The organism is Aliinostoc maniaoense, assembly GCF_058172895.1.
Map to the genome: position 1 here is coordinate 4,708,469 of NZ_CP187952.1, position 21,133 is coordinate 4,729,601.

General features: G+C 40.7%; 16 protein-coding genes. 5 read left to right on the forward strand and 11 right to left on the reverse strand.

The genetic code is table 11. The features are described 5' to 3' along the window. Positions 1-510: 510 nt before the first annotated feature. Positions 511-3,732: a phosphorylase b kinase regulatory subunit alpha/beta gene (locus ACPZ3T_RS20375; RefSeq protein WP_490277296.1), complete on the reverse strand. Its 3,222-nt coding sequence runs from the start codon at positions 3,730-3,732 to the stop codon at positions 511-513. A gap of 367 nt (positions 3,733-4,099) precedes the next feature. Between ACPZ3T_RS20375 and ACPZ3T_RS20380 the strand changes: the two genes are divergently transcribed. Next, complete coding sequence (locus ACPZ3T_RS20380; protein WP_490271267.1) at positions 4,100-4,234, forward strand: hypothetical protein; 135 nt, start codon at positions 4,100-4,102, stop codon at positions 4,232-4,234. A gap of 207 nt (positions 4,235-4,441) precedes the next feature. On the opposite strand, the gene ACPZ3T_RS20385 is transcribed toward ACPZ3T_RS20380, so the two are convergent. After that, positions 4,442-4,951, reverse strand: a complete 510-nt coding sequence (locus ACPZ3T_RS20385; RefSeq protein ID WP_490271268.1) for a tellurite resistance TerB family protein — start codon at positions 4,949-4,951, stop codon at positions 4,442-4,444. 421 nt (positions 4,952-5,372) lie between these two features. Between ACPZ3T_RS20385 and ACPZ3T_RS20390 the strand changes: the two genes are divergently transcribed. Then, complete coding sequence (locus ACPZ3T_RS20390) at positions 5,373-6,386, forward strand: IS701 family transposase (RefSeq protein ID WP_490277297.1); 1,014 nt, start codon at positions 5,373-5,375, stop codon at positions 6,384-6,386. Positions 6,387-7,644: 1,258 nt separating this feature from the next. Here the strand turns inward: ACPZ3T_RS20390 and ACPZ3T_RS20395 are convergent. Continuing rightward, positions 7,645-9,012 carry a cytochrome P450 gene (locus ACPZ3T_RS20395; protein WP_490271269.1) on the reverse strand — a complete coding sequence of 456 codons (1,368 nt, stop codon included), beginning with the start codon at positions 9,010-9,012 and terminating at the stop codon, positions 7,645-7,647. 65 nt (positions 9,013-9,077) lie between these two features. Here ACPZ3T_RS20395 and ACPZ3T_RS20400 point away from each other — a divergent pair, with 65 nt between their 5' ends. The 3 genes from ACPZ3T_RS20400 (at position 9,078) to ACPZ3T_RS20410 (ending at position 12,443) form a co-directional block, all read left to right on the forward strand. Beyond that, positions 9,078-9,710, forward strand: a complete 633-nt coding sequence (locus tag ACPZ3T_RS20400; RefSeq protein WP_490271271.1) for a ParA family protein — start codon at positions 9,078-9,080, stop codon at positions 9,708-9,710. Then, the gene (locus tag ACPZ3T_RS20405; RefSeq protein ID WP_490271272.1) at positions 9,710-10,312 is read left to right on the forward strand and encodes a hypothetical protein; all 603 of its coding nucleotides are present in this window, start codon (positions 9,710-9,712) and stop codon (positions 10,310-10,312) included. Before ACPZ3T_RS20400 ends, ACPZ3T_RS20405 begins: the two co-directional genes overlap by 1 nt. 430 nt (positions 10,313-10,742) lie before the next feature. Beyond that, the gene (locus ACPZ3T_RS20410; protein WP_490271273.1) at positions 10,743-12,443 is read left to right on the forward strand and encodes a hypothetical protein; all 1,701 of its coding nucleotides are present in this window, start codon (positions 10,743-10,745) and stop codon (positions 12,441-12,443) included. Between the two features lie 42 nt (positions 12,444-12,485). Here ACPZ3T_RS20410 and ACPZ3T_RS20415 read toward each other — a convergent pair whose 3' ends face one another. From ACPZ3T_RS20415 to ACPZ3T_RS20450, 8 genes are all read right to left on the reverse strand, one after another. Further along, complete coding sequence (locus ACPZ3T_RS20415) at positions 12,486-13,277, reverse strand: alpha/beta fold hydrolase (protein WP_490271275.1); 792 nt, start codon at positions 13,275-13,277, stop codon at positions 12,486-12,488. 109 nt (positions 13,278-13,386) lie between these two features. Beyond that, positions 13,387-14,616 carry a zinc-dependent alcohol dehydrogenase gene (locus tag ACPZ3T_RS20420; RefSeq protein WP_490271276.1) on the reverse strand — a complete coding sequence of 410 codons (1,230 nt, stop codon included), beginning with the start codon at positions 14,614-14,616 and terminating at the stop codon, positions 13,387-13,389. A gap of 34 nt (positions 14,617-14,650) precedes the next feature. After that, positions 14,651-15,091: a cupin domain-containing protein gene (locus ACPZ3T_RS20425; protein WP_490271278.1), complete on the reverse strand. Its 441-nt coding sequence runs from the start codon at positions 15,089-15,091 to the stop codon at positions 14,651-14,653. Positions 15,092-15,242: 151 nt separating this feature from the next. Beyond that, positions 15,243-16,148, reverse strand: coding sequence for a hypothetical protein (locus tag ACPZ3T_RS20430; protein ID WP_490271279.1), 906 nt, complete (start codon positions 16,146-16,148; stop codon positions 15,243-15,245). Between the two features lie 430 nt (positions 16,149-16,578). Next, entirely contained in the window at positions 16,579-17,628 is a 1,050-nt protein-coding gene (locus ACPZ3T_RS20435; protein ID WP_490271280.1) for a nuclease/transposase family protein, read from the reverse strand. 45 nt (positions 17,629-17,673) lie between these two features. Then, positions 17,674-18,138, reverse strand: a complete 465-nt coding sequence (locus ACPZ3T_RS20440; RefSeq protein ID WP_490271281.1) for a hypothetical protein — start codon at positions 18,136-18,138, stop codon at positions 17,674-17,676. A 197-nt stretch (positions 18,139-18,335) separates the two neighbouring features. Beyond that, entirely contained in the window at positions 18,336-19,280 is a 945-nt protein-coding gene (locus ACPZ3T_RS20445; protein ID WP_490271283.1) for an SMP-30/gluconolactonase/LRE family protein, read from the reverse strand. Beyond that, positions 19,280-21,031 (reverse strand): thiamine pyrophosphate-dependent enzyme, encoded by a 1,752-nt coding sequence (locus tag ACPZ3T_RS20450; RefSeq protein ID WP_490271284.1) that lies wholly within the window; start codon positions 21,029-21,031, stop codon positions 19,280-19,282. The genes ACPZ3T_RS20445 and ACPZ3T_RS20450 overlap by 1 nt, the downstream gene beginning before the upstream one ends. Positions 21,032-21,133 lie beyond the last annotated feature (102 nt).

Here is a 21,133-nt window from a genome sequence, read left to right on the forward strand (position 1 = left end):
GACGTTGCGATCGCATCTCTGATCAAAAATACTCAGCCAAAATCTCGCTGTTGCACATGAATCAAGATAATTAGACGGTAAAATTTAATACTCAAATGTAATTTTCCTGGTAACTTGAGATTTGATTGGAGAAAATGTATATTTACATACAGTAATTTGATTTATTGTTACTCTGCAATTAATTTGTAACTAAAAATAATAGGATTCAGTTAGTAGTAAGGACTTTAGTCCTTGTTTGTTCAGGGAGCGTCTGTCTATGACACGCTATGCGTTGGCGTAGCCTCTCGGAGAAAACTTTAGTTCTCACTACCAACCTTTAATTATTTACCCTGTTCTACTTCTGGCTTACGCCAAACCTAACCCCCTAGCCCCCTTCCCTGGTAGGGAAGGGGGAATATGTAGAGACGTTTCATGAAACGTCTCTACATTGGTAGAGGAGAGGTACTCTACGAGAAGAGCTTCGCTCTATGGAGAGGGGTTTTCTAGATACCGTGAAAAGTCAGGTTCTACTTAACTAGGAACTTCCTCCACAAACTTGGTGAGGAATCTAAAGGCTTTGAGGATATAAATAGTGCAGTCTCTGGGGGAAGTGTTGTAAAAATGTCGCCATGCACTAGCCTTATCTTCATCATAGCGATCGCCGCGTTCTGGGTGTGTTTCTAACCAAGCTAAACGCACCGCATGACCAATTAACACATCTAAGACAATGTATTCTTCAATTTGCAGGCTGGGATTTTTAGAGGCGATCGCTCCTAGTTCCATCAGTGCTTCAATGTTAACATGGCGATACTCTGGGGCTTCGATTTTATTTAACAGATGCTCGACTAATAAAGCAAAATTTTTCTCGCCGGCTGTCATCTCCGAAATCATCACATCGCTTTCTAAACGATTGCGCCGCTCTAGTTTATCGCCAATCACTACACCCTTACAATGGTGCATTAATAACCACACCTGCTGAAAGAAATTTTTTGGAACACGGTTGAGTGCGCCTTCAGCTTGGCGGAAGCGTCGCCAACCACCTACAGGAATTTCTTCTGCTGCTGTTTCTTCTTCAATTACAGGTAACACTACCCAATTAATATCACTTTCTTTTTGCTTAACGTGCAGTGATTCCTGCTGACGCAATAAGTTACTCATCCCTGTATAAGCACTTAAAACTTGATGTAAACGGTTCTTGACTTCAAAGGGTGAGAGTTCCATTAACTGTTCATAGGCTTCATCTTGAGTTACCCGCAACTCTCGCGCTAGTTCGCTAGTAATTAAGAGGATGAGATAGCCGACTCTCAGGGTAAGTAGTCCTTGAAATAATTCTGGCTCGGTTTTGATCAGAATACTAAGATAGATGAGGATTTCTTGAGTTAAAACGCGATCGCGGATATCCTCACGACAGAAGTTATTGATTTTCTCCACAATCTCATTATGAGGCATCGGCACAGTAATCAATGACGCTTCACTATAAGCCCTACCCACAGCAATTTGCTTACCCCGCACCAAAATAATCGTCACCGCATCCGATAAACCAATATCAACCATCTGACGCAAGCCAGCCGCCCGCCTCACTACTGCCCAGTGACCTGCATCTCCAGCTTTGGTGTAGACTTCATCTAGCAAGTAAGCTACACTCACGGGATAATCTGGCCCCCCAAACCCGGTATCAAACTCCAGTCCTTGCAACCGTGTCAATGTCTGCAATAATTCAATTTGCTCATAAAGATTTTCTGATGAACGCAGAGATGACAATAACAAGTTTAAGTTAGTCTCACATTCCATCTGAAATTCTTGTGTATGCCCCAATCGCCAACTTTTCCCAGGATGATAAGCTAAATAATAGCAATGTGGAGCAGCATTTTGCATTGCCGATTGGGTAAATTCTCCCTCTTGCAGAAAATCAATTCTTTGGATTCCTGCTGTCAGCATTAGTTGATTTAATCGGCCTAATTTAACTTTTACACCATTACATACACCCTCTTTCAATTCCTGCATCAGTGCTAATAAAGCCTCAGAACCAGTTTCTAAAATGGTGTGGGTTAACATTAAAGTTAAAGTGGGACGACCTAAATCACTCCAATATTGTTGAATATACGCCAACTCACTCCTAATTTGATCTACCAAAAAATGGTAATCTAGAGTTAAATAAAACTGCTGGGAATCTAGAAACGATGGTAAAAATACGACTGTTTCCCCTTGAATACGGAAGATTCTCGATGTTGTTAAACTCCGCAGTCGTCGTACAGGCCGCCCAGTTAAACCGAGTTTATCATTGCGTCCAATTTGTGTGTAAATCTGGGAAAGTTCTCCCGCTTTTCTAACTTCAATTGGGGCTACTTGTTTGGGTGTTTGGGTTTCAATGCCATGTACTTCTAGTTTTGCTTGTAATTCTTCATCTTCTGCTAGTAGAGCGATTTGCACTAAAGCTTCCCGATTTTTACCAACACACAAATGTCTACCTAAAGGGTCAATATCTCCCAGGGCTAATAATCCTTCACTGAGCATTTGACCGAGAAAATATAAACTTTGCGCCCATACCAAGGGAATATTTTCATTCGGTAAACGAGGCTGACTTTGGGGAACTAATTTTTCAGCTTCCACATTTTCCGCCGGGACATAGTAAACTTCGGGTAATAAATGCAAACCATCCCGCTCAACTAATAAATTGGCTAAACTTTCTTGATAAAATTTAGTTTGCTTTTTATCCCCACGAAATAACCCATCTAAGGCTAAATAAGTGAAAAATAACGGCCATTCACATTCAATATGCTCAAACTGTTTCAATTCCCAAGGCTCATAGTGCAGTCTTTGGGTATCTTCTAAAACGGTTTGGTGTCCATCCCGCAAAAAGCGTTTGCAGCCGTATTTACCTTGGAGTTTATTCACAATATCCTTAAGTGTGCGTTCGCGTAACTGCACATCTTCCACCGCAAAGGCGGGATAACTAATAATACTTAAGAGTGCGGCATCAATTTCTTTAGATGCAGACTCCCTTGGTAATAATGATTCTAAAGTAATGCGAGCGCGAGCAATTTCATCGGGCAATACATGAATAACAGAAGCTTGACTTCCCCGCACTCCAAATAAATCTAGTCCGTTGATAGCTTCTAAGGCTGCTTTGGCCATGCCTACAGAACTGGCGTTTAACTCTGCACTGCCATGATTGATTTTATTCCCCCGTTCCCAAATGCCATAATCGGGGGTACGATAGGCGCGTCCAATGTAATAAACCAAGTTTTGGACAAAGTTCACTTCGTCAATCGTATAAGTTATCTGCAATCCTGAAGCAGTCATTTGTGCCAGCATCAATAAAAATATTGATGTCGCATCTAATTGCAGATGTCCCCATTCATCATCACCAACCACAATATCACCTGTGGCTGTATTATATTTGGCGTGAAGGCCATCTAAGAGTGATTGAGTGTGCTTAAATTGTTCGACTTTGTGGGCTTGTCGCATCATTGCAAATAACAAACCACGCATCAATTTAATCACACTGTGTTCTAATTCATAGGTACGTCCTTGATCTTCATCTACCTTGCGATAGGCCAGGGCTAACCCCCAAACTGCCAAAATGCTGTAAACATTATCTCTCACCCAAGCATCAGTGTAATCTCCGTGGGCAGTTATGGCTGTACTAGCTGGTAGTAAGCCAGTAATGGGATTCTGACGCGTCAAAATAATGCTTTTGATTTGCTGATAGTAATACTCCAGACGGGCTTGAGATGCGATCGCTGTGGTCATAATTTTATTAATAGGAGCTTGCGGAATAGTACCCTGTAGCCGTGAAGTCAATTATGTCAGCCAAGCCACAACAAGTTCTGTCATGGTCATTGGTGCTACAGCTGAGGGTGTGGGGGATTTATTATTATCTCTCTTGAGTGAGCATTTAGTTGCCAAATTGTGAAGTAGTGATAAGGAAATCTAAAAACTTTGTGAAATCTTTATCAATACTTAGAAATATTGATACCTAATTTTCACATTGTTGGGGTTATATATAAAGTATCAGCAATAATTCTTCCCAAACAGTAATCAGCATTAAAACTCGTTTATGAAAGTGTCAACCAAGCGAGTTGATTGTAAATAAATTATCAAAGGTAGGAGAGCCATTATGTCTCTACGCTATAACCAAAACCAAGCCCCCCTAGTGAAAGTAGTATATTCACAAGTAAAAGTCAACGGCAAACTAGAGCTAGTGCCTTTAGAACTCTATGCGGATGGTTCACTCAAGCGGTGTGTTGTCTAAACCCTGAGCAATTTTTGGTTCAACAAATGCACATAAAAAAACCAGCACGGATATTTGTGCTAGCCAAATTACCTTTTTGATGTTGGTGTGCCACCTTGTGGAATGTTGATAATTTTCTCCCCCTGCCCCCTGCCCCCTGCCCCCCTGCACCCTGCCCCCTGCCCCCTGCACAACAGCCTAGAAAGCAATTGTTGATTTTTGCAGTGGCTAATTAGAGTCTCCCGTGACTAGTGTGTCATCTTCGTCATCTAGAAATTCTTCATCATCTTCTTGGAAAGCCGCCATTACTTCTTCGATAATTTCTTGTGCTTCCTCATCGCTAAGTTTCAAAGCTTGTTGGAGTTTTTTCAGATAAGGCTGTTTCTCTGAAGGAATGACTAGTTCTTCTTCGTCTAAAAGCATCACGACTCCAGAAGCGAAACCATCCCAAACCATTTCTTCAGGTAAGGATTGAGTTGCTGTGTTTAATAAAGTGCCAACTCCCTCCTCTTCGGCAATAGCCATCAGTTCATCAACCATTTCTAGGATTTCCTCTTCTGAATATTCGGCAAATACTTCAAATTCCCAGAGAATACCTGCTAAACCCTCACCATCCACTTCCTCTATTGTAGAATCAGCGATCGCACTTACAACTGCGATCGCTGCTACTGCTTCCTCTGGACTGAGGGTTTCTTCTGTGGTGTTTTTGGCCTCGAAAATCTGCTCATAGTTGCTCATAATCACTACCTTGACTCAAGAAATTACACAAAGGTTTAACCAGCGATCGTACACAAAACTTGGGGTGATTCAAATTTGGTATTTGTACGCTCATAGCAAATCATTACTACCATACCTGAATGGCTTTATTCTCTAGCAGGTGAAATATTTTTCTCAAATATTTTTTCTCAATTCCTAACTCTACGTTATATATTTCTTTACATTAGTTTGCGGTAACTACCAATGAAAATAGCTAATCCCTGACTTTACTAACAGGACTTACGCAACTGGCACAATGCGATCGCCAGTTTATAGTACATAAGTATTAATTTGATTCCGAAAGCTTTGTCTTCGCAATAGAAGTCGGTGTCTTGGAAGCAAAACATAAAATATTCATGAGAAAATAGCTAGAGATTGTATGAAATAAATTTTGCTGACGGTAATGAGATTTACTAAACTTAATTACTGCCAATACTTATTAAGTAGTCAAATTAATTATACGATGACTAATTTGGCAGAGCATTTAGAGACTATTAGCCATGATGCAATTAACTACTATTTGAAGAGAGAAAAGTTAACACCTCGATTACTCTGGGATAACGTGAAAGAGGTAGTTGAGCCGGATACGAATGCTTACATAATATTTGATGATAGCGTTTTAGATAAAAGATATTCTGAAGAAATAGAAATAGTCAGGAGACAATATAGTGGTAATGAGCATGGTGTTGTCAAAGGCATTGGTGTAGTTAGTTGCGTGTATGTCAACCCTACTATTCAAAGATTTTGGGTCATAGATTACCGCATTTTCAATCCTGATATCGATGGTAAAACCAAGGTAGACCATGTGAAAGATATGCTGCAAAACCTTGTATATCATAAGCTTTTACCATTTGATACTGTTTTGATGGACACATGGTATGCTGTACATAGTTTAATGCTTTATATTGATAGTTTAGAAAAAATTTATTATTGCCCTTTAAAAAATAATCGCTTAGTTGATGATAGCTTTGCCAAAGAAAAATATAAACGTATTGAATTATTAGAGTGGAGTCCTGAAGAGTTAGAATGTGGTAAAATCATAAAAATTAAAGGGTTTCCGCCAGAGAAAAAAGTGAAACTATTCCGGGTTACTGTTTCTACCAACAGAACGGATTATATCGCCACTAACGATTTATCTCAAAGCTCCACGGATGTTGTACAACAGGTGTGTAAGATTCGTTGGAAAATTGAAGAGTTTCACAGAGAGATTAAACAATTAACAGGCATTGAATCTTGTCAATGTCGTAAGGCTAGGCTGCAAAGAAATCATATTGCTTGTGCAATGTTAGTTTGGATTAGATTAAAGAATTTAGCCTATCAAACTGGTCAAACTGTTTATCAAATCAAGCATAATTTGCTTTCTAATTATTTAATTCAGCAACTCAAACGCCCAAGTATTCTTATGTGCTTGGTCTGAGTTGAATTGTCCCTGGGTAGGGCTGCGCCTTACCCCCTCTTTGTGCCAGTTGCGTAAGTCCTGACTAAATTAAAACTCAAGCTTTCATGGCAATTTCCCAATCATAAATCCTCTACTGTTAAGTATAATTACTACTCAATTTGAGAATTATATTTTTTGTGATTTTTTCCTAGTTTGGTTTAATATAGAAGAACGGTAGTTCAAAACATAGCGATAGCACTCATATCATTAGGCTAACTAATGCTAACTGCCTAGTTAAGGTTGCTGCTGAAGTAGAAAAACTAAATTAAACGATAGCTTGTAGTGTCATAAGCGGCATTAGCCCTTATAAATATTAGCCCAGAGCGATAAAAGCTTAATTTTGTTACACTACTTACATACAGCAATTTAGGCTTAGTAGAGTCAGTAAGCTTTGATGAACAATTAGTCATAAATCAGACTAATGCAATTCATCATAGTTATTTAGCTATCTACCTCAACAGAGTTGAGGATTGTTGATCAATAAAAAAGTCTGAATGGACTTTACCTGGACTGTGCCAGTCTTAAAGAGAGATTTTCTTGATTTCTCTGGAAATTGTGGCTAGTTGCAGGTTTATATCTCCATCAAGTCTTTAATTTGATGAGCTAGCTTTGGGGAAGCAATTCCCGAAGGCCGTGCTATGGCTACATTTATTTGCCAGGTCAATTGATGATAGATATCCTTTGGGGTGAATGACAACGAAATTGACCTCATCAGGGGAATACATCAATATTATTGACCTAATTATCTTTACATCATCCAAATTTTGGGATGAGAGCTTGTTGTAGGTGCATCCCAGCATAGGAATGTACAACTTGCAGCTTTGCCATTGAATTTGCCAACACTACACACACTTCAACTATTATTAAGGGTCATGAACGATTTTGAATTTATATCAACAACCTGCATTTTAGCTATAGCCTATCTCTCTAGTATTTACCTGTGGATTGCATTGTCTCAAAACTCAAACGAGTAAGCTTGAGGCTGCTAAGTTGACTGTGAACGATACAGGACAACTTAACTTGAGTTAACGTTTATTTAATCAATTCATAAATTAAAGTGATTGTGGCTTTAATTTGTGGCGATTCTATGTAATTTATGAACACTAGTGAAATTTGAAAACCCCGGTTTGAACAACTGGGGTTTTCGTATTTGAAATTTCATTTTGCGACGCTGCATGAAAATGGGATGGAATTTCCCATACTATTTATATTCAACATTCAATCCAAAATCCCAAATCTAAAATCCAAAATTGGCATTAGGTGTTGCTACCATTTTCATGCCGGCTGGTGCGGCTAAAGTTAAACCACGACGAACCGGACGCACCGGACGTTTATTTACTAAAGATAATTGATACTGCGATAGAATTGTCGCCAAGACAATTTTCATTTCATACTGACCAAAAGCCAAACCTATGCAACGACGATTGCCACCGCCAAAGGGTAAATATTCATAAGGGGAAAATTGCCTCTGTAAAAACCTTTCTGGTTGGAATTGTTTAGATTGGGGATACACAGCCTGACGATGGTGGGCTAAATAAATACTGGGAACTACTAAAGTTCCTTTGGGTAGTTGATAACCCATAATTTCTATTGGTGATTTGACGACTCTGAAAAATCCAGATAAGACAATGGGGTAGATTCTCAGAGTTTCTTGGCACACTGCTGTTAAATAAGGTAAGCGTGCAGTTTGACTTGGTTCTGGGTTGATGCCAACGGTAGTTAATTCCTCTAACAACTTTTGGCGTACTTCTGGTAATTGCGCCAGCCAATAGAAAGCCCAAGTTAACGCCGAAGCAGTAGTTTCATGTCCTGCTACCAACATTGTCATTAATTCATCACGCAATTCTACATCTGACATCGGCTGTCCGTCTTCATAACGAGCCGATATTAATAAACTGAGAATATCTTGGCGGTTCTCCTCCGGTTCAGCCCGGCGTTTTGCAATCAAAGCGTAAATTAATGCGTCGATTTGTTGAATCAGGCGCAGCACTCGCCCCCAAGGACTCCACGCACCTAAATCCTTTTGCATGAAGCTAAAAAATAAAGCTGTAGAAAAGACAGAAGAACCCATTAAATCTAAGACGGAAGTGAGTAATTGCTGCAATTTCTGGAACATTTCCCCCTCATCCACCCCAAACACTACCCGCAAGATGACGCGGAGGGTGATTTCTTGCATAGAGGCGCGGATATTAAAGGGTTTGCCAATTTCCCATTCGTTAGTTACTTGTTGAGTCACTTCCTGAATAGCTTGACCATAAGCCCGCATTCGTTCACCATGAAAAGGCGGTGTTAATAATTGCCGTTGACGCTGGTGGCGATCGCCATCTAGTAAAATGACAGAATTATCACCCAACAACACCTTTAAAACCCCATTCCCTCCCCCAGTCTCAAAATATTTAGCATCCGCCGTAAAAATTTCCTCTAAAGCTTGGGGATGGCTGAAATAGACGATTTGATTATCCTTGTTCTCTCTCCAGACGGTAAAATTATCGCCGTAAACCTGAGCAAAATCTTCCACATACTCAATTGGTTGAATGATAAATTTGAAAAGTCTGATGAGTTCAGGAGTTTTTGGGCCATTAGGCAGATTTTGAGTTAGTGTCATAACAATTTTGAAATTTCCATAGAAGAAAGCGGTATATTCATGTAAGGCAGGGTCGGGAGTCACAAGTGCCAAAAATCATCGCTATTCTTAACGGTAAAGGAGGAGTCGGTAAAACGACTACCTCAATTAATTTAGCTGCCCAGTTTGGGAAAAAGAAAAAAGTTATTCTAGTAGACACAGACATTCAAGGTTCTGCTAGCTGGTGGTTTGGGCGGAATCAGAACGGTATGGGATTTGACTTATCCCAAGAAACAAATCCTCAACTTTTAAGTCGGTTGCAAGCAATTAAAGGTTACGATTTAGTAGTAGTAGATACCCCGCCTGCGCTGCATTCCGAAGCCTTGGCAACTGTAGTAGCGATCGCAGATTATCTAGTGTTACCGACACCGCCAGCCGCAATGGACTTAGCAGCCCTAATTGAGACAGTTAAGGCCGCTGTTGTGCCGGCTGGTGTTCCCCATCGGGTATTACTGACAAAGGTTGATACACGGAGTATAAATGAAGCAATAGAAGCCCAAAACACTCTCCAAAGGCTAGGGATTCCGGCTTGTAAGTCTTTTATTCGGATCTATAAAGCCCACGAACGGGCAGCCTTGGAAGGTGTAGCAATTAATCAGTGGCGAGGCAAAAATGCTAGAGAGGCGGAATCAGACTACCGCCGGGTAGCGGAAGAATTACAGCGTGATTGGAGGAAATAATGGCTAGAAAACACAATCTTTCCGACTTAATTCAAGAAGAAGCACAAAAATTTACACCCACAGGCGACGAATCTGCAATTGAAGTCACGGCTGAAGCAGTTACAGAAGATACAGAAACCCCAGCAGAAAGCAGTAAACAAACACCTGAACCATCGACGGCTAAACGCACTAATCCCACTAAAGCCGATTTAGAAGTAACCATCAAAGAGTTACAAACTAGTTTAGCCGCATCTCAAGCACATGAAAAAACTCTGGAACAGCAAATAGTCGAGTTACAATCAGCCTTAGCTGAACAACAAACCTCCGTAGAAAGATTGACAAAGGAACTTTACGACACGAAAAAAACAGCACTGCAACTAGCAGAAGCTAATTCTCAACTGATAGAAGAAAGTCAAACTTTAAAACAAGAACAGGAAGCACTCAAGGAAGCAACTAAAGCAGCAAAACAGGAAGCGCAAGTAGCAATTCAAAAACAACCAGAACCAAAAAGTTATAAACCAGTTCTTAGCTATAGAAAATCTCACCGCACACCTGAACAAATGCCCGTACAGCAAAGCGAATCTCAAGATGATTTTTCTGCCAATACTTGGCTGTATGACTAAGGTTGAGAAGTAGGGGCAGGAGGTAGGGGCAGGGAGCAGGGGGCAGGGGTAGACAAGGGAGACAAGGGAGACAAGGGAGACAAGGGAGACAAGGTAGACAAGGGAGACAAGGTAGACAAGGGAGACAAGGGAGACAAGGGAGAAATATTTACCCCAATGCCCGATGCCCAATGCCCAATGCCCAATGCCCTCGACTAAGTAGAACGGTGTAAATAATTAAAGGTTTGTAGTGAGGACTTTAGTCCTCTCTTAAGGACTAAAGTCCTTACTACGAACTAAATTCAATTTTTTTACATTACTTTACATAGTTTGGTTTTTTCAAGTCGTTCTACTTAGAATCTAATCAGGTGGATTAATATTTTGTGCTAGAAGATATAACTGATTGTTTCGTGCAGTTCCGGGATGCCATTCCATATTCTGAGAATTGTTGATGAAATATTGGATATTATCTCTATTGTTGCCTGTGATGGTGATATGTCATCCGGTTTCTGTGCAGGCGGCTGCTAGTGTAATTGTTGATGCCGGCGATAAGTCTGTTGAGATTAGTGGTTGGTTGGATGAAGAAATTGCGCTCTTTGGTAATCTGCGGTTGACGGCTGAAGGTGAAAATATTGAGAAAGTTGTATTTTTAGCTTCAGACTTGCGACGCAAAGAAGGTGGTGAGATAATTGACCGTCAGCAAATAGCGATCGCAGGTGCATCACAACTGTTGGTAGGTATTCCCCAAGATTTTCAATTGCGAGTCACTAATATTCGTGTCCCTGGCACGTATGAAGGAACAATACAAGTATTTTTACCCAATCAATCCTCAAAACCAGTACAAACAATTCCTCTCCAGGTAATTGCTAAAGTTAGACCAAATTTGATTCCTGTGGGCGGTACAGAACAAATTGAACTGCGTTTAGTTAATTGTCAGGGTTTTTGGGGTTTTTTGGATTGTTTGATTGCTCAAGGGTTACTACCAGCCAGTGCTTTTTTAAATGAATGGCAACTACAATTTGATAACCCTACTCAAGCACCTGTCACGATTATTGATACTAAAGTCATTCTCAGGGGTGAGCAAACTGGGTATCAATTAACACAAAAAGCTGTGAGTTTACCCCAAGGTACAATCAGTTTACCGAGCGATCGCATCATGAGTATACCCTTAATTCTCAATCGCTCTATTATCCCCCCAGACCGTTATACAGGTGCTATTTATCTAACTTTATCTGGACAGACGCAACGATTAGTGATCCCACTAGATTTAAAAATGCGCTCTGGGCCGATTTTGCCTTTGATGGTGTTAATCTTTGGTGTCTTATTGGGACGATTATTTAAATATATGCAAGAATCTGGTGGTAAACTCACTAGAGCTATGACAGCAGTTTATCGTCTGAAATCTCGCATCAGACAAGAAGTAGAACACCCAGAAGACCAGAAAATATTACAACGAATGGTAGATTGGGTAGAACAATTAATTAGATGGGAAAAGATAGATAAGGCTTTTGCTGAAATAGAAGCTATCGAAGCCCGATTAGAAGCCTTAAATAAACTCCGTAAAATAGAGATGCAATTATTAGAAATTAATGGAGAAGTAAATTTATCTAAATTTGCCCAAGAGTTACAAAGAAATATTGCTAAAACTCGCATATTCTTAGCTCAAAAAAATGATGCTGCCGCTAAAAAAGCTATGCAACAAGTTATGAGAGGTATGGCTATTCTCAATCAAAAAATAGAGGGAAATAATAATTTTATACAGAATGAGCCTGTTTTATCTTTGGAGTTAGCTAACGCTGTTAATGATTTATTAATTCGGGCTGATCAAGTTTCTCCTCATGATTTACCGGATATTTCTACTTGGCAGATCGGTTTACAGAATTTTTTAGTCTTACTCTCTGGTGTATCTGATGATATTCGGATTGGTGCAACTGTTTGGCTAATTCGACCATTTTTGTCTCTAACTTTATTATTTGGTTTATCTTTAGTCGGTTTAGGTTCGCTGTATGTGGATAACGGTTTAACTTTCGGTTCTAAGCCTTTTTCTGATTATTTAGGGTTAATTTTATGGGGAATTAGTGCTGATGTTGCTAGTCGTAATCTTAGCAGTTTACAAGTTAGCAATCCAAATGATGATTCTAATTATACTTGAATATTCAAGAAAATTCTGCAACAGATAGAAAGCCAGTTACCATTACATAAAAATAAAATTGGCTGACAGTAAAATTTGATAAAGATTCACATCCATTTCGACTAAGCAGGCATGACCGCTATGAGGTAGAGTGATCAGTTGAGAATTAGGAAAAATATTACTTAACTGTTTTGCCTCTGCCTCTGAAGGTAAAAGTCGGTCATCTTGACTGGCAATTAATAAAACAGGTTGAGTAATTTGAGTTAATTTCATTTCATTAATATCAAATTCTCTCATCAAAGTTAGACGCTGACTCGCAGTTCCTTTTGGTGCAGAACTGGTTGAGTTCAACAGAGCTTTTTTGGCAGTAGAAGATACTCGGTTTAAATTTGCGAGAAAAGGCAAAGATATAAATGAAGTAAGTTTATAAAAGAAATTAGGTGTATAAGGGAATAACCGCGAACCTAAATTTAACCAAGGTACGCGATGAAATGAAGAAGCCGAATTAATTAAAATAATTTTTGTAAATAGTTGAGGAAATCTTTCTAAAATTTTTATTCCTAAGCAACAACCAAATGATTCAGCACAGAGATAAACAGATGAGCGTGGTACTTTTTTGAGTTCAATTTGAGTCAAACTTGCTAATTCGTCCGTCATTTCATCCCAACTTGTTAAATCATCTGCTGGAATTACAAAACAACGGACATCAAAAGCAGCTTCTAAACCTGCTGTCTGAATATACATCAGTTCCTTACCAGTCTCATCCATTCCTGGTAGAAATACAAATAAGGGATAATTAGGTTGAGATGATTGTGGTATTAAAAAATAAGGATGACTACGAAGTTTAGATGGCATAGCTAACCTAAGTCGAACAGGGTAAATATTTGTAGTTCTGATTAGGCAGGGAGCAGGGAGCAGGGAGCAGGGGGCGAGAACATCGTTGCGAATTGTACTGACAAAGAATCTAAACTTTAGCTAGTGCTGCTCTTGGCACTAACTCCACCTTTACCCACCCTGCTTGTCGTTGATCAAACGCTTTGTAAGCATCAATGACTGACATTAATGGTTCAATTTGAGTTAAGACTTTTGTCGGCTCTACTGTACCATTACGAACCAAATCCACCAAAGTTGGAATATACTTGCGGTGATTACAATTACCCATGTTAATTGTAAGGTTTTTGTTCATTGCTGTACCAATGGGGAAGAAATTGTGACTGGGCGGATAAACACCAATAATCGAAAGAGTTCCGGCTTTTGCTAATGCTTGAACTGCCCATTCTAATGCTTGAGAAGGCGCATTACCCGGATGCCAATTCCCGTTTTGAGGATTAGTTTGAGGGGCAATTTGTTGTAATTGTTGCTGAAATTGTTCTGCTTCTTGTCGTGCTTTTTTGGCTGCTGGGCCACTATCAGGTGCATTGGCATCAACACCAACAGCATCAATCGCTCTATCCACACCAATTCCCCCTGTGAGTTGGCGGATAACTTCTACTGGATCTTCAGCATTATAATCGATGATTTCTGCACCCAAATCACGCGCCATTTCTAAACGTGAGGGTATTGTATCTACTGCTATGATGCGTCCTGCGCCAAATAGTCTGGCACTGACAATAGTAAACTGGCCAACAGGGCCACAGCCAAAAATAGCCACTGTATCACCCGGTGTAATCTCTGCAATATCTGCGCCAAAGTAAGCCGTCGGGAAGATGTCAGACAAGAGAATTGCTTGGTCGTCTGTGACTTCTTGTGGTAGTTTAACTAATCCTGCATTGGCATAGGGAATCCGAGCATATTCTGCTTGTAAGCCATCAAAAGAGCCTGCTGCTTCTGGGCCTCCAAAAAAAGCTGTGCCGGCGTTATGTCCGTGGGGATTGGCGTTATCACATTGAGCATGATAACCTGTACGGCAGTAAGAACAGTAGCCACAGGCAATTGTTGAGGGGACAACAACGCGATCGCCTATTTTCAAATTCCGTACATTAGAACCAATCTCTTCAACAATCCCCACACCTTCATGTCCCAGAATTGTGCCGGGTTTCATGCCTGTGAATGTTCCCCGAATCATGTGTAAATCTGTGCCACAAATTGCACTAGAAGTAAGTCTAATAATGGCATCTGTTGGCTGTTGGATTTTAGGTTCTGGTACTTCATCTAACCTAATATCTCCAATACCATGAAATACAACTGCTTTCATTGACTAATATTCCTAATTGATCAATTTAGTAGGGTTACTTCAAACTGGGAGTTTCTTCAAACTGCACCATCATCAAAACAGCTGGTTCATCCCCTACTGTTCCAGAGAGATGACCTTTATGATCTTGCGCGTCCGCTTTTGTACCTTGATCTCCTCCAAATGAAATGTCACCAGTACCCATCTCTACACGTTGTCCATCCATAGTCTCTACAAACCAACGTCCAGACAAGGGGATAATCCACTGTGGTTTGGGGTTTTCATGCCATTTACCCATCCAGCCAACAGGTAGCACAGTAAAAGTGACTGTAGCACCAGATTGCTTCAACTGAGAAAGCCACTGAGGAGCTGTATCAGGTGCTATACCTTTCTGCACAAAGTCCTCAATTTGATGACGAGACTGATGGCTGATACCCTTTTCGTCAGTCCAGACACGCCAGTAATCTATTGTTGGCTTGTGTGATTGATTTTTCTGCATAACAATAACTCTCTTAACTTGAGTTGTTACATCCTAAAAATTGCCAATTTATAGGTTTGTAGTAAAAACTTTATTTCTCAAATATCGCAGCACTAAAGTGCTTACTACAAACCCATTTACATCTCAAAAATTATTGTCATAGTTCACCAGATTATTCACTTTTATTTAAATGCCAATGTGGTTCAGCATTGGCAGCATCAGGTTGAACGAAGGTGAACTGATATTTTGAGGAGTTAGCATCCTCAACAACTTCGTGATGAGATTCTGTGAAATCTTTGGTATTTGGCTGAATATTTTCCACAATATTCTGAGTTGAATCTGCCACATTTTTGAGAGCAGGTTTAACATCTGCTACTGTCTCAGTCACAGAATCGGCTACATTTCTAATTGCAGGTTTAACCTCTTTAGCTGTAGTTCTAATAACTTCTACTACGGCAGGTTTGACATCTTCTACTGTATCTTTAATGGATTGTGCTACCTGTTTGACAGCAGGTTTAGCTTCTTGTGCTGCATCCTTAACTCCCTCAACAACAGCAGGCTTGCTTTCCTTGACAGTATCTTTTAATGTGTATGCTGCATCTACAACAGCAGGTTTGATATCTTCTACTGTATCTTTGACGGAACTAGCAACATCTTGGATAGCGGGTTTGACATCTGTAGCAGTATCCTGAACAACTTCTGCGACACCTTCCACAGTTTTATCAACACCCTGTACTACATCTTTAACGCTATCTCCAACACCTTCTACAGTTTCGTTAACACCCTCCGCTACACTTTTGGCTGCATCCACTATGCCTTCTACAGTCTTGTTCACAGCTTCAGACGTACCCTTACCGACTAAAGCACCCGCTACAGCACCGGCTACAGCACCAACAGTTCCGCCTACTTGACGACCAACTACACCGCCAATTGCTGCGCCAGCTATCCCCGCACCGACACCTGTACCTGATGAATGCTCTGGCTCTGAATTGTCTTGGTGTTTAGCTAAAGGTTGTGTATTTTCAGTCAGGTCAATAATTTCATCTTGCTTAACTAAAGGTCGTTCATTTTCAGTCATAATCATTAATTCCTGATTTGAAACTTTGATTTCGGTATCCACCTCCTATCATGCAAAGATATCTTCAGAGCTAATCCAGTCTTTGGTTGATACTTGGTTGGCTTTGGTTCTGGAGACTTCCACAAAATTAGTTGTAGATAGGTCGGACGTATACCTCTAAGACTTGACCACTCCGCACATTTCCATCTAGCGTTACCACAACATAAATATGAACACGGGCAGCAATTTTGAGTAGTGTTCAGATTGGCGATCGCTCACCTTAATCATGTATCATCCTCATATAGCTCTCACTCCCTCTGAAGTAAAGCAAAACCATTCCGTACCTCTACCTTGGGAATACAAATTAAGATCCTGTTGCTGGTCAGTTCAAAGGTAAGTAATAACCATTGAGCCACTCCACGAACTTCTAGTTCGTGGATTCAGGCAAAGATCACGCAAACTTTTCGCTCTTAACAGCTATCTGGTTAACGCTTTTGCCCTCATGGTTGAACTGTTCCGAGGATGAATGAGTCAGCCTACTTTCGGACTCGCCTACTTGTTCACAGTTTGTTTGATATTGTTGCCATGCCAACCATAAGGTTTGCTCCAACCTCGAATACTCACATTGAGCATCCTGCAATGACAACGTATCCTCATTAACGTATCTACTCAGAAATGCACTGAAAATATCACGGTGCATAACAACTCCTGTCACATCTCTATGAACCCGTTGAGACAGAGATTTTTTGATACGACTACCATCTAAATGAGTTTGAGAGAGTGCAGTTTTTTGAGTAGAAAAAGTGATGAATTGTCCACCAGCGTTTTCAGCTTTGCGTTTCAAACAGAAAAGTACAAATCCGGGGGATTTGGCAGAAATAGCCTTACCATAGCGTTTCTGCCATCCTTTAACTGAGACTTTCTCAGTCTTAATTATGTTGCCATGTCTTAAAATCTCATTAACTATTTTACGATTTTGAGACTTAGCATAAGCAGTTTTACGTCTTTCTAATTCCCGCTTCTTCTGAGAAATATTCTTGTAGGTTTTAGACTGATTCCATTTGCAACGACCTTTTTTGACCTGGCCTTTTTTGACAATTGTTTTGCGTCCCTTTTTAGCTAAAAAATCTGACTCATAATTGTCAGGGTTATTAACACGTTGGGAACGTTGCATTTTTCTTTGCAGTCTTGTTATTTCTTTTTGGAAATCAGGAACTTTGTCGGCAAAAGGTAATAGTCCAGCGTGATTGTCACCCACAAAAGCAATGTTAGAGATATTGAGGTCTAAGCCAACAACACCTTCTGAAATATAATTTTTTGGTTTTTGGTATGGAATACCTTCATTGATTAGCTGAATATACCATCGACGTTTACTGTTAACTTCTTTCCACAACAGACGAACATATTTAACAGGTGAACTTAATCCATGCCGTATTACTGGATTAATCTCATCGATAATAGGATTAAGTTTGAGTTTTCCCCAAATCAGTCGATGAGCCACTGCGTTGGACGGGTCTCCCGGCTTAAAGCAAGTGGCGTTGTCTTTCTACCGTAAACCTTGTTTGTTAGACTTACCTTCAATAGACCTGAATCTGTTGAAAGGTTTAAACCTAACTTTTTTAGCTAGTCCAAACAAAACTTTTTCACTAGCTCTAAAAGCACGAGTGGCTATTGTCTGTTGAGTATTTGAGTCTATTTTATCGGCAATCCATTTTGATTTATTGCTCACCTTAGTGGCATAAGCTTGTAAGTCGTAGTCTGAATATCTGTAAAGTTTTCTAGCTTCAGAGAACATATGAGAACGCTGTTTCTTTTGCCCTCTAGGTAGATTTTTAGCTGCTTGATAGATATCAGATTTTTTAACTAACTCCATCCTAGTCATTGCTTCATTTAGGCAAGCATTATATAGCTGTCTACTAGCTTGAAAGCGAGCTAAGAATTCTGATTCTTGCTTGCTATTAACCACTAAGGGAATTGTGGTCACGAATGATGGAGTTTTGCTCTTAGCCACTACTTTTATCACCTCCTTTGCTAATAGTAATAATCTCATAACATGAAATTATTATCAACAATTTCGTTGCTCTAAAAAACTACTGCAACTAAAGTTGCTTTTTGCAGGTTTCCGCCACGATATAAATAACACGAGAGAGTTAATTCCTTTAATTCCTTGACTCTCTCGTTTCGTGGCTACCACCTTTCCCATATTATTTAGGTGTGCATCGTCTGGATTTGATAAAGGCTTTTACCAGCTGTGATGTAGAGTACATGGCTTTCCTCTCCCCGAGCAAAGGCAACGTTTGTCGGGATTTCTGGGGTGGGTATATACGCAAGTTCTTGCCCATTAGGAGAATAAACACGGACACCAGGGCGAGTGCGATCGCGTACAGCTGCGAAAATATTACCTGAGCTATCTACTGTAAAACCATCAGCACCGTTTTCAGGTGAATAGTCAACTAATTTTTGTCGTTTTTTAGCTGTACCGTCCGCCGCTAAATCATAAGCCATCAATGCCATTGAGCCTCGGCGATGACTCATATCTTCTACTTGTTCTCGAACATCCCACAAACCATCATTGTAATCGGATACATACAAAGTTTTTTGATCCGGGGAAACAGCTACACCATTTGGCTTGGCTAAATCTGAGATAATTCGATGCAGTGAACCATCAGGATCAATCCGATATACGCCACACACAAATTGTTCAATCGGTTCATGGCCAAAAAATCTCGGATCTGTGAAATAAATTCGTCCTTTGGCATCAATTACCAAGTCATTAGGAGAATTTAAGGGACGACCATCATAGACATTAGCAAGGATGACACTCTTACCCGTTTTCATATCTGTACGGGTGATACGCCGTCCGCCACAGTCTGCACCCTCCGCTACCACCATCCGTCCTGCGGCATCAAAAACAATACCATTAGACATCCCACTGGGAGAACGAAAAATTATAGTTTTGCCCGTCTTGGGATTGTATTGCCAAATATGTCCCGCCTGCATATCTGTCCAATAAGTAACTGTGATGTCACTGAAATACACCATGCCATCTGGTGCGACAGCTACGCCTTCAGTACGGCCACAACCCCCGTCAAAGACTTTTTCTAACTGAGCGTTTGTGGGAATGATACTCGGTTCAATAGTTTGAGTATTCATTAAATCAACTCCCTTACCTTATCTGACACGGCTGTGAGAATAATTTTTTCGCGGTTAGGCTCGCCTCGAATCAGAGATTCCGTAAACTTAGCCGCTTGGCTGAGGGTGATTTTCGGGGGCAAAGGTGGCTCATGAGGATCAACAACTGCCTCAATTATTACTGGCCCTGGTGTCGCCAACGCTTGGTCAAGAATATCACCACAAGTTGCAGCGTCATCAATGGTAAAGCCGGTTGCACCGCAAGCACGAGCGTAGGCAGCATAATCCATTGGTTGCAGTTCGCAGGCGTATTCGGGATTGCCTAAGAATACCATCTGTTCCCACTTAATTTGACCCAAGGTGTTGTTTTTGATGATGACAATTTTGACGGGGAGTTGATATTTAACACAAGTTAAAAACTCCGCCATTAACATCGAGAAGCCACCATCCCCAACAAAAGCCACACATTGTCTTTCAGGATAAGCGACTTGGGCAGCGATCGCATAAGGCAAACCACAAGCCATTGAAGCCATTATTCCCGATACTGAGTGCATTTGACCCCGCTTGGCGGGAATTTGTCGCGCCCACCATGTGGTATTTGTACCGGAATCAGCCGAGACAATCGCTGTGTCAGATAAACGTTTACCCAACTCCCACGCTATCACCTGGGGTTTCATGGGTTTATCCTGCCGTGTCCCCCTTTCTGCCATTAACTCCCACCAATCTTTCATTCCAGATTGAGCCTTTTCTAGAAAGCTCTTATCCTCTTTAGCTTCCACTAAGGAAAGAATGGCTTGCAAAGTACGACGGCTATCACCAACTAACCCCACCTCAACGGGATAACGCAGTCCAATTCGCATCGGATCAATGTCAATTTGAACACCTCTTGCTTGTCCTGGCTTCGGTAAAAACTCCATATAGGGAAAGGATGTACCTACCATCAATAAAGTGTCGCAGTCTTCCATTGCTTCTTGGGATGGTTTAGTTCCAGTTAGACCGATGCCACCTGTTGTATAGGGGCTAAAATCCGGTACAGCCGCTTTCCCCAACATTGCTTTAATAATTGGTGCGCCTAGTTTTTGTGCCAGTTGTTCTAATTCATCAGTTGCCTTTAAAGCTCCCCGACCAGCAAAAATAACAATTTTCTTACCAGCATTTAAAATATCTACAGCACGTAGCAAATCACGTTCGCCGGGCAGTTGTGCGCTACTCCCTCTCACATCTGATGTATGATGGAGAACATTGTGCATAGAATGCTTTCTCGTTACTCTTTCGGTTTGGAAATCAATGGGAAAGGTGATATGAGCTACACTACGTTTAGAGATCGCCGCACGACAAGCTAAATCTGCAACAGTCTCGATATGGTCAGGCCCCATCACACGGGTGTTATAGACGGTAACATCCATGAATACTTTGTCAAGGTCTACATCCTGTTGGGAGTGTGTATCAATTAAGTCATGGAAATGTTGACCTGTAATCGCTAATACTGATTGACCGTCCATCTTCGCATCATAAAGACCGTTAATTAGATGCAGACCACCCGGCCCTGATGTTGCTAGACATACGCCTAATTTGCCTGTGTATTTGGAATAGGCACAAGCCATGAAAGCAGCCGCTTCTTCATGACGTACCTGAATAAAGCGGATTTGGTCTTGACGCTGGCGTAGTGCTTCCATGACACCGTTAATACCATCGCCGGGAATGCCAAAGATAGTGTCAACACCCCAATCAATGAGGGTGTCAACGAGAACATCGGATGCTGTTGTGACCATTGGAAGTTTCCTAGGTGTTTAGTGATTTTTAAACGCAGAGGTACGCGGAGGTAAGCGCAGAGGTACGCAAAGAATTGGTTACGAATTTAATGAAATGTTTGG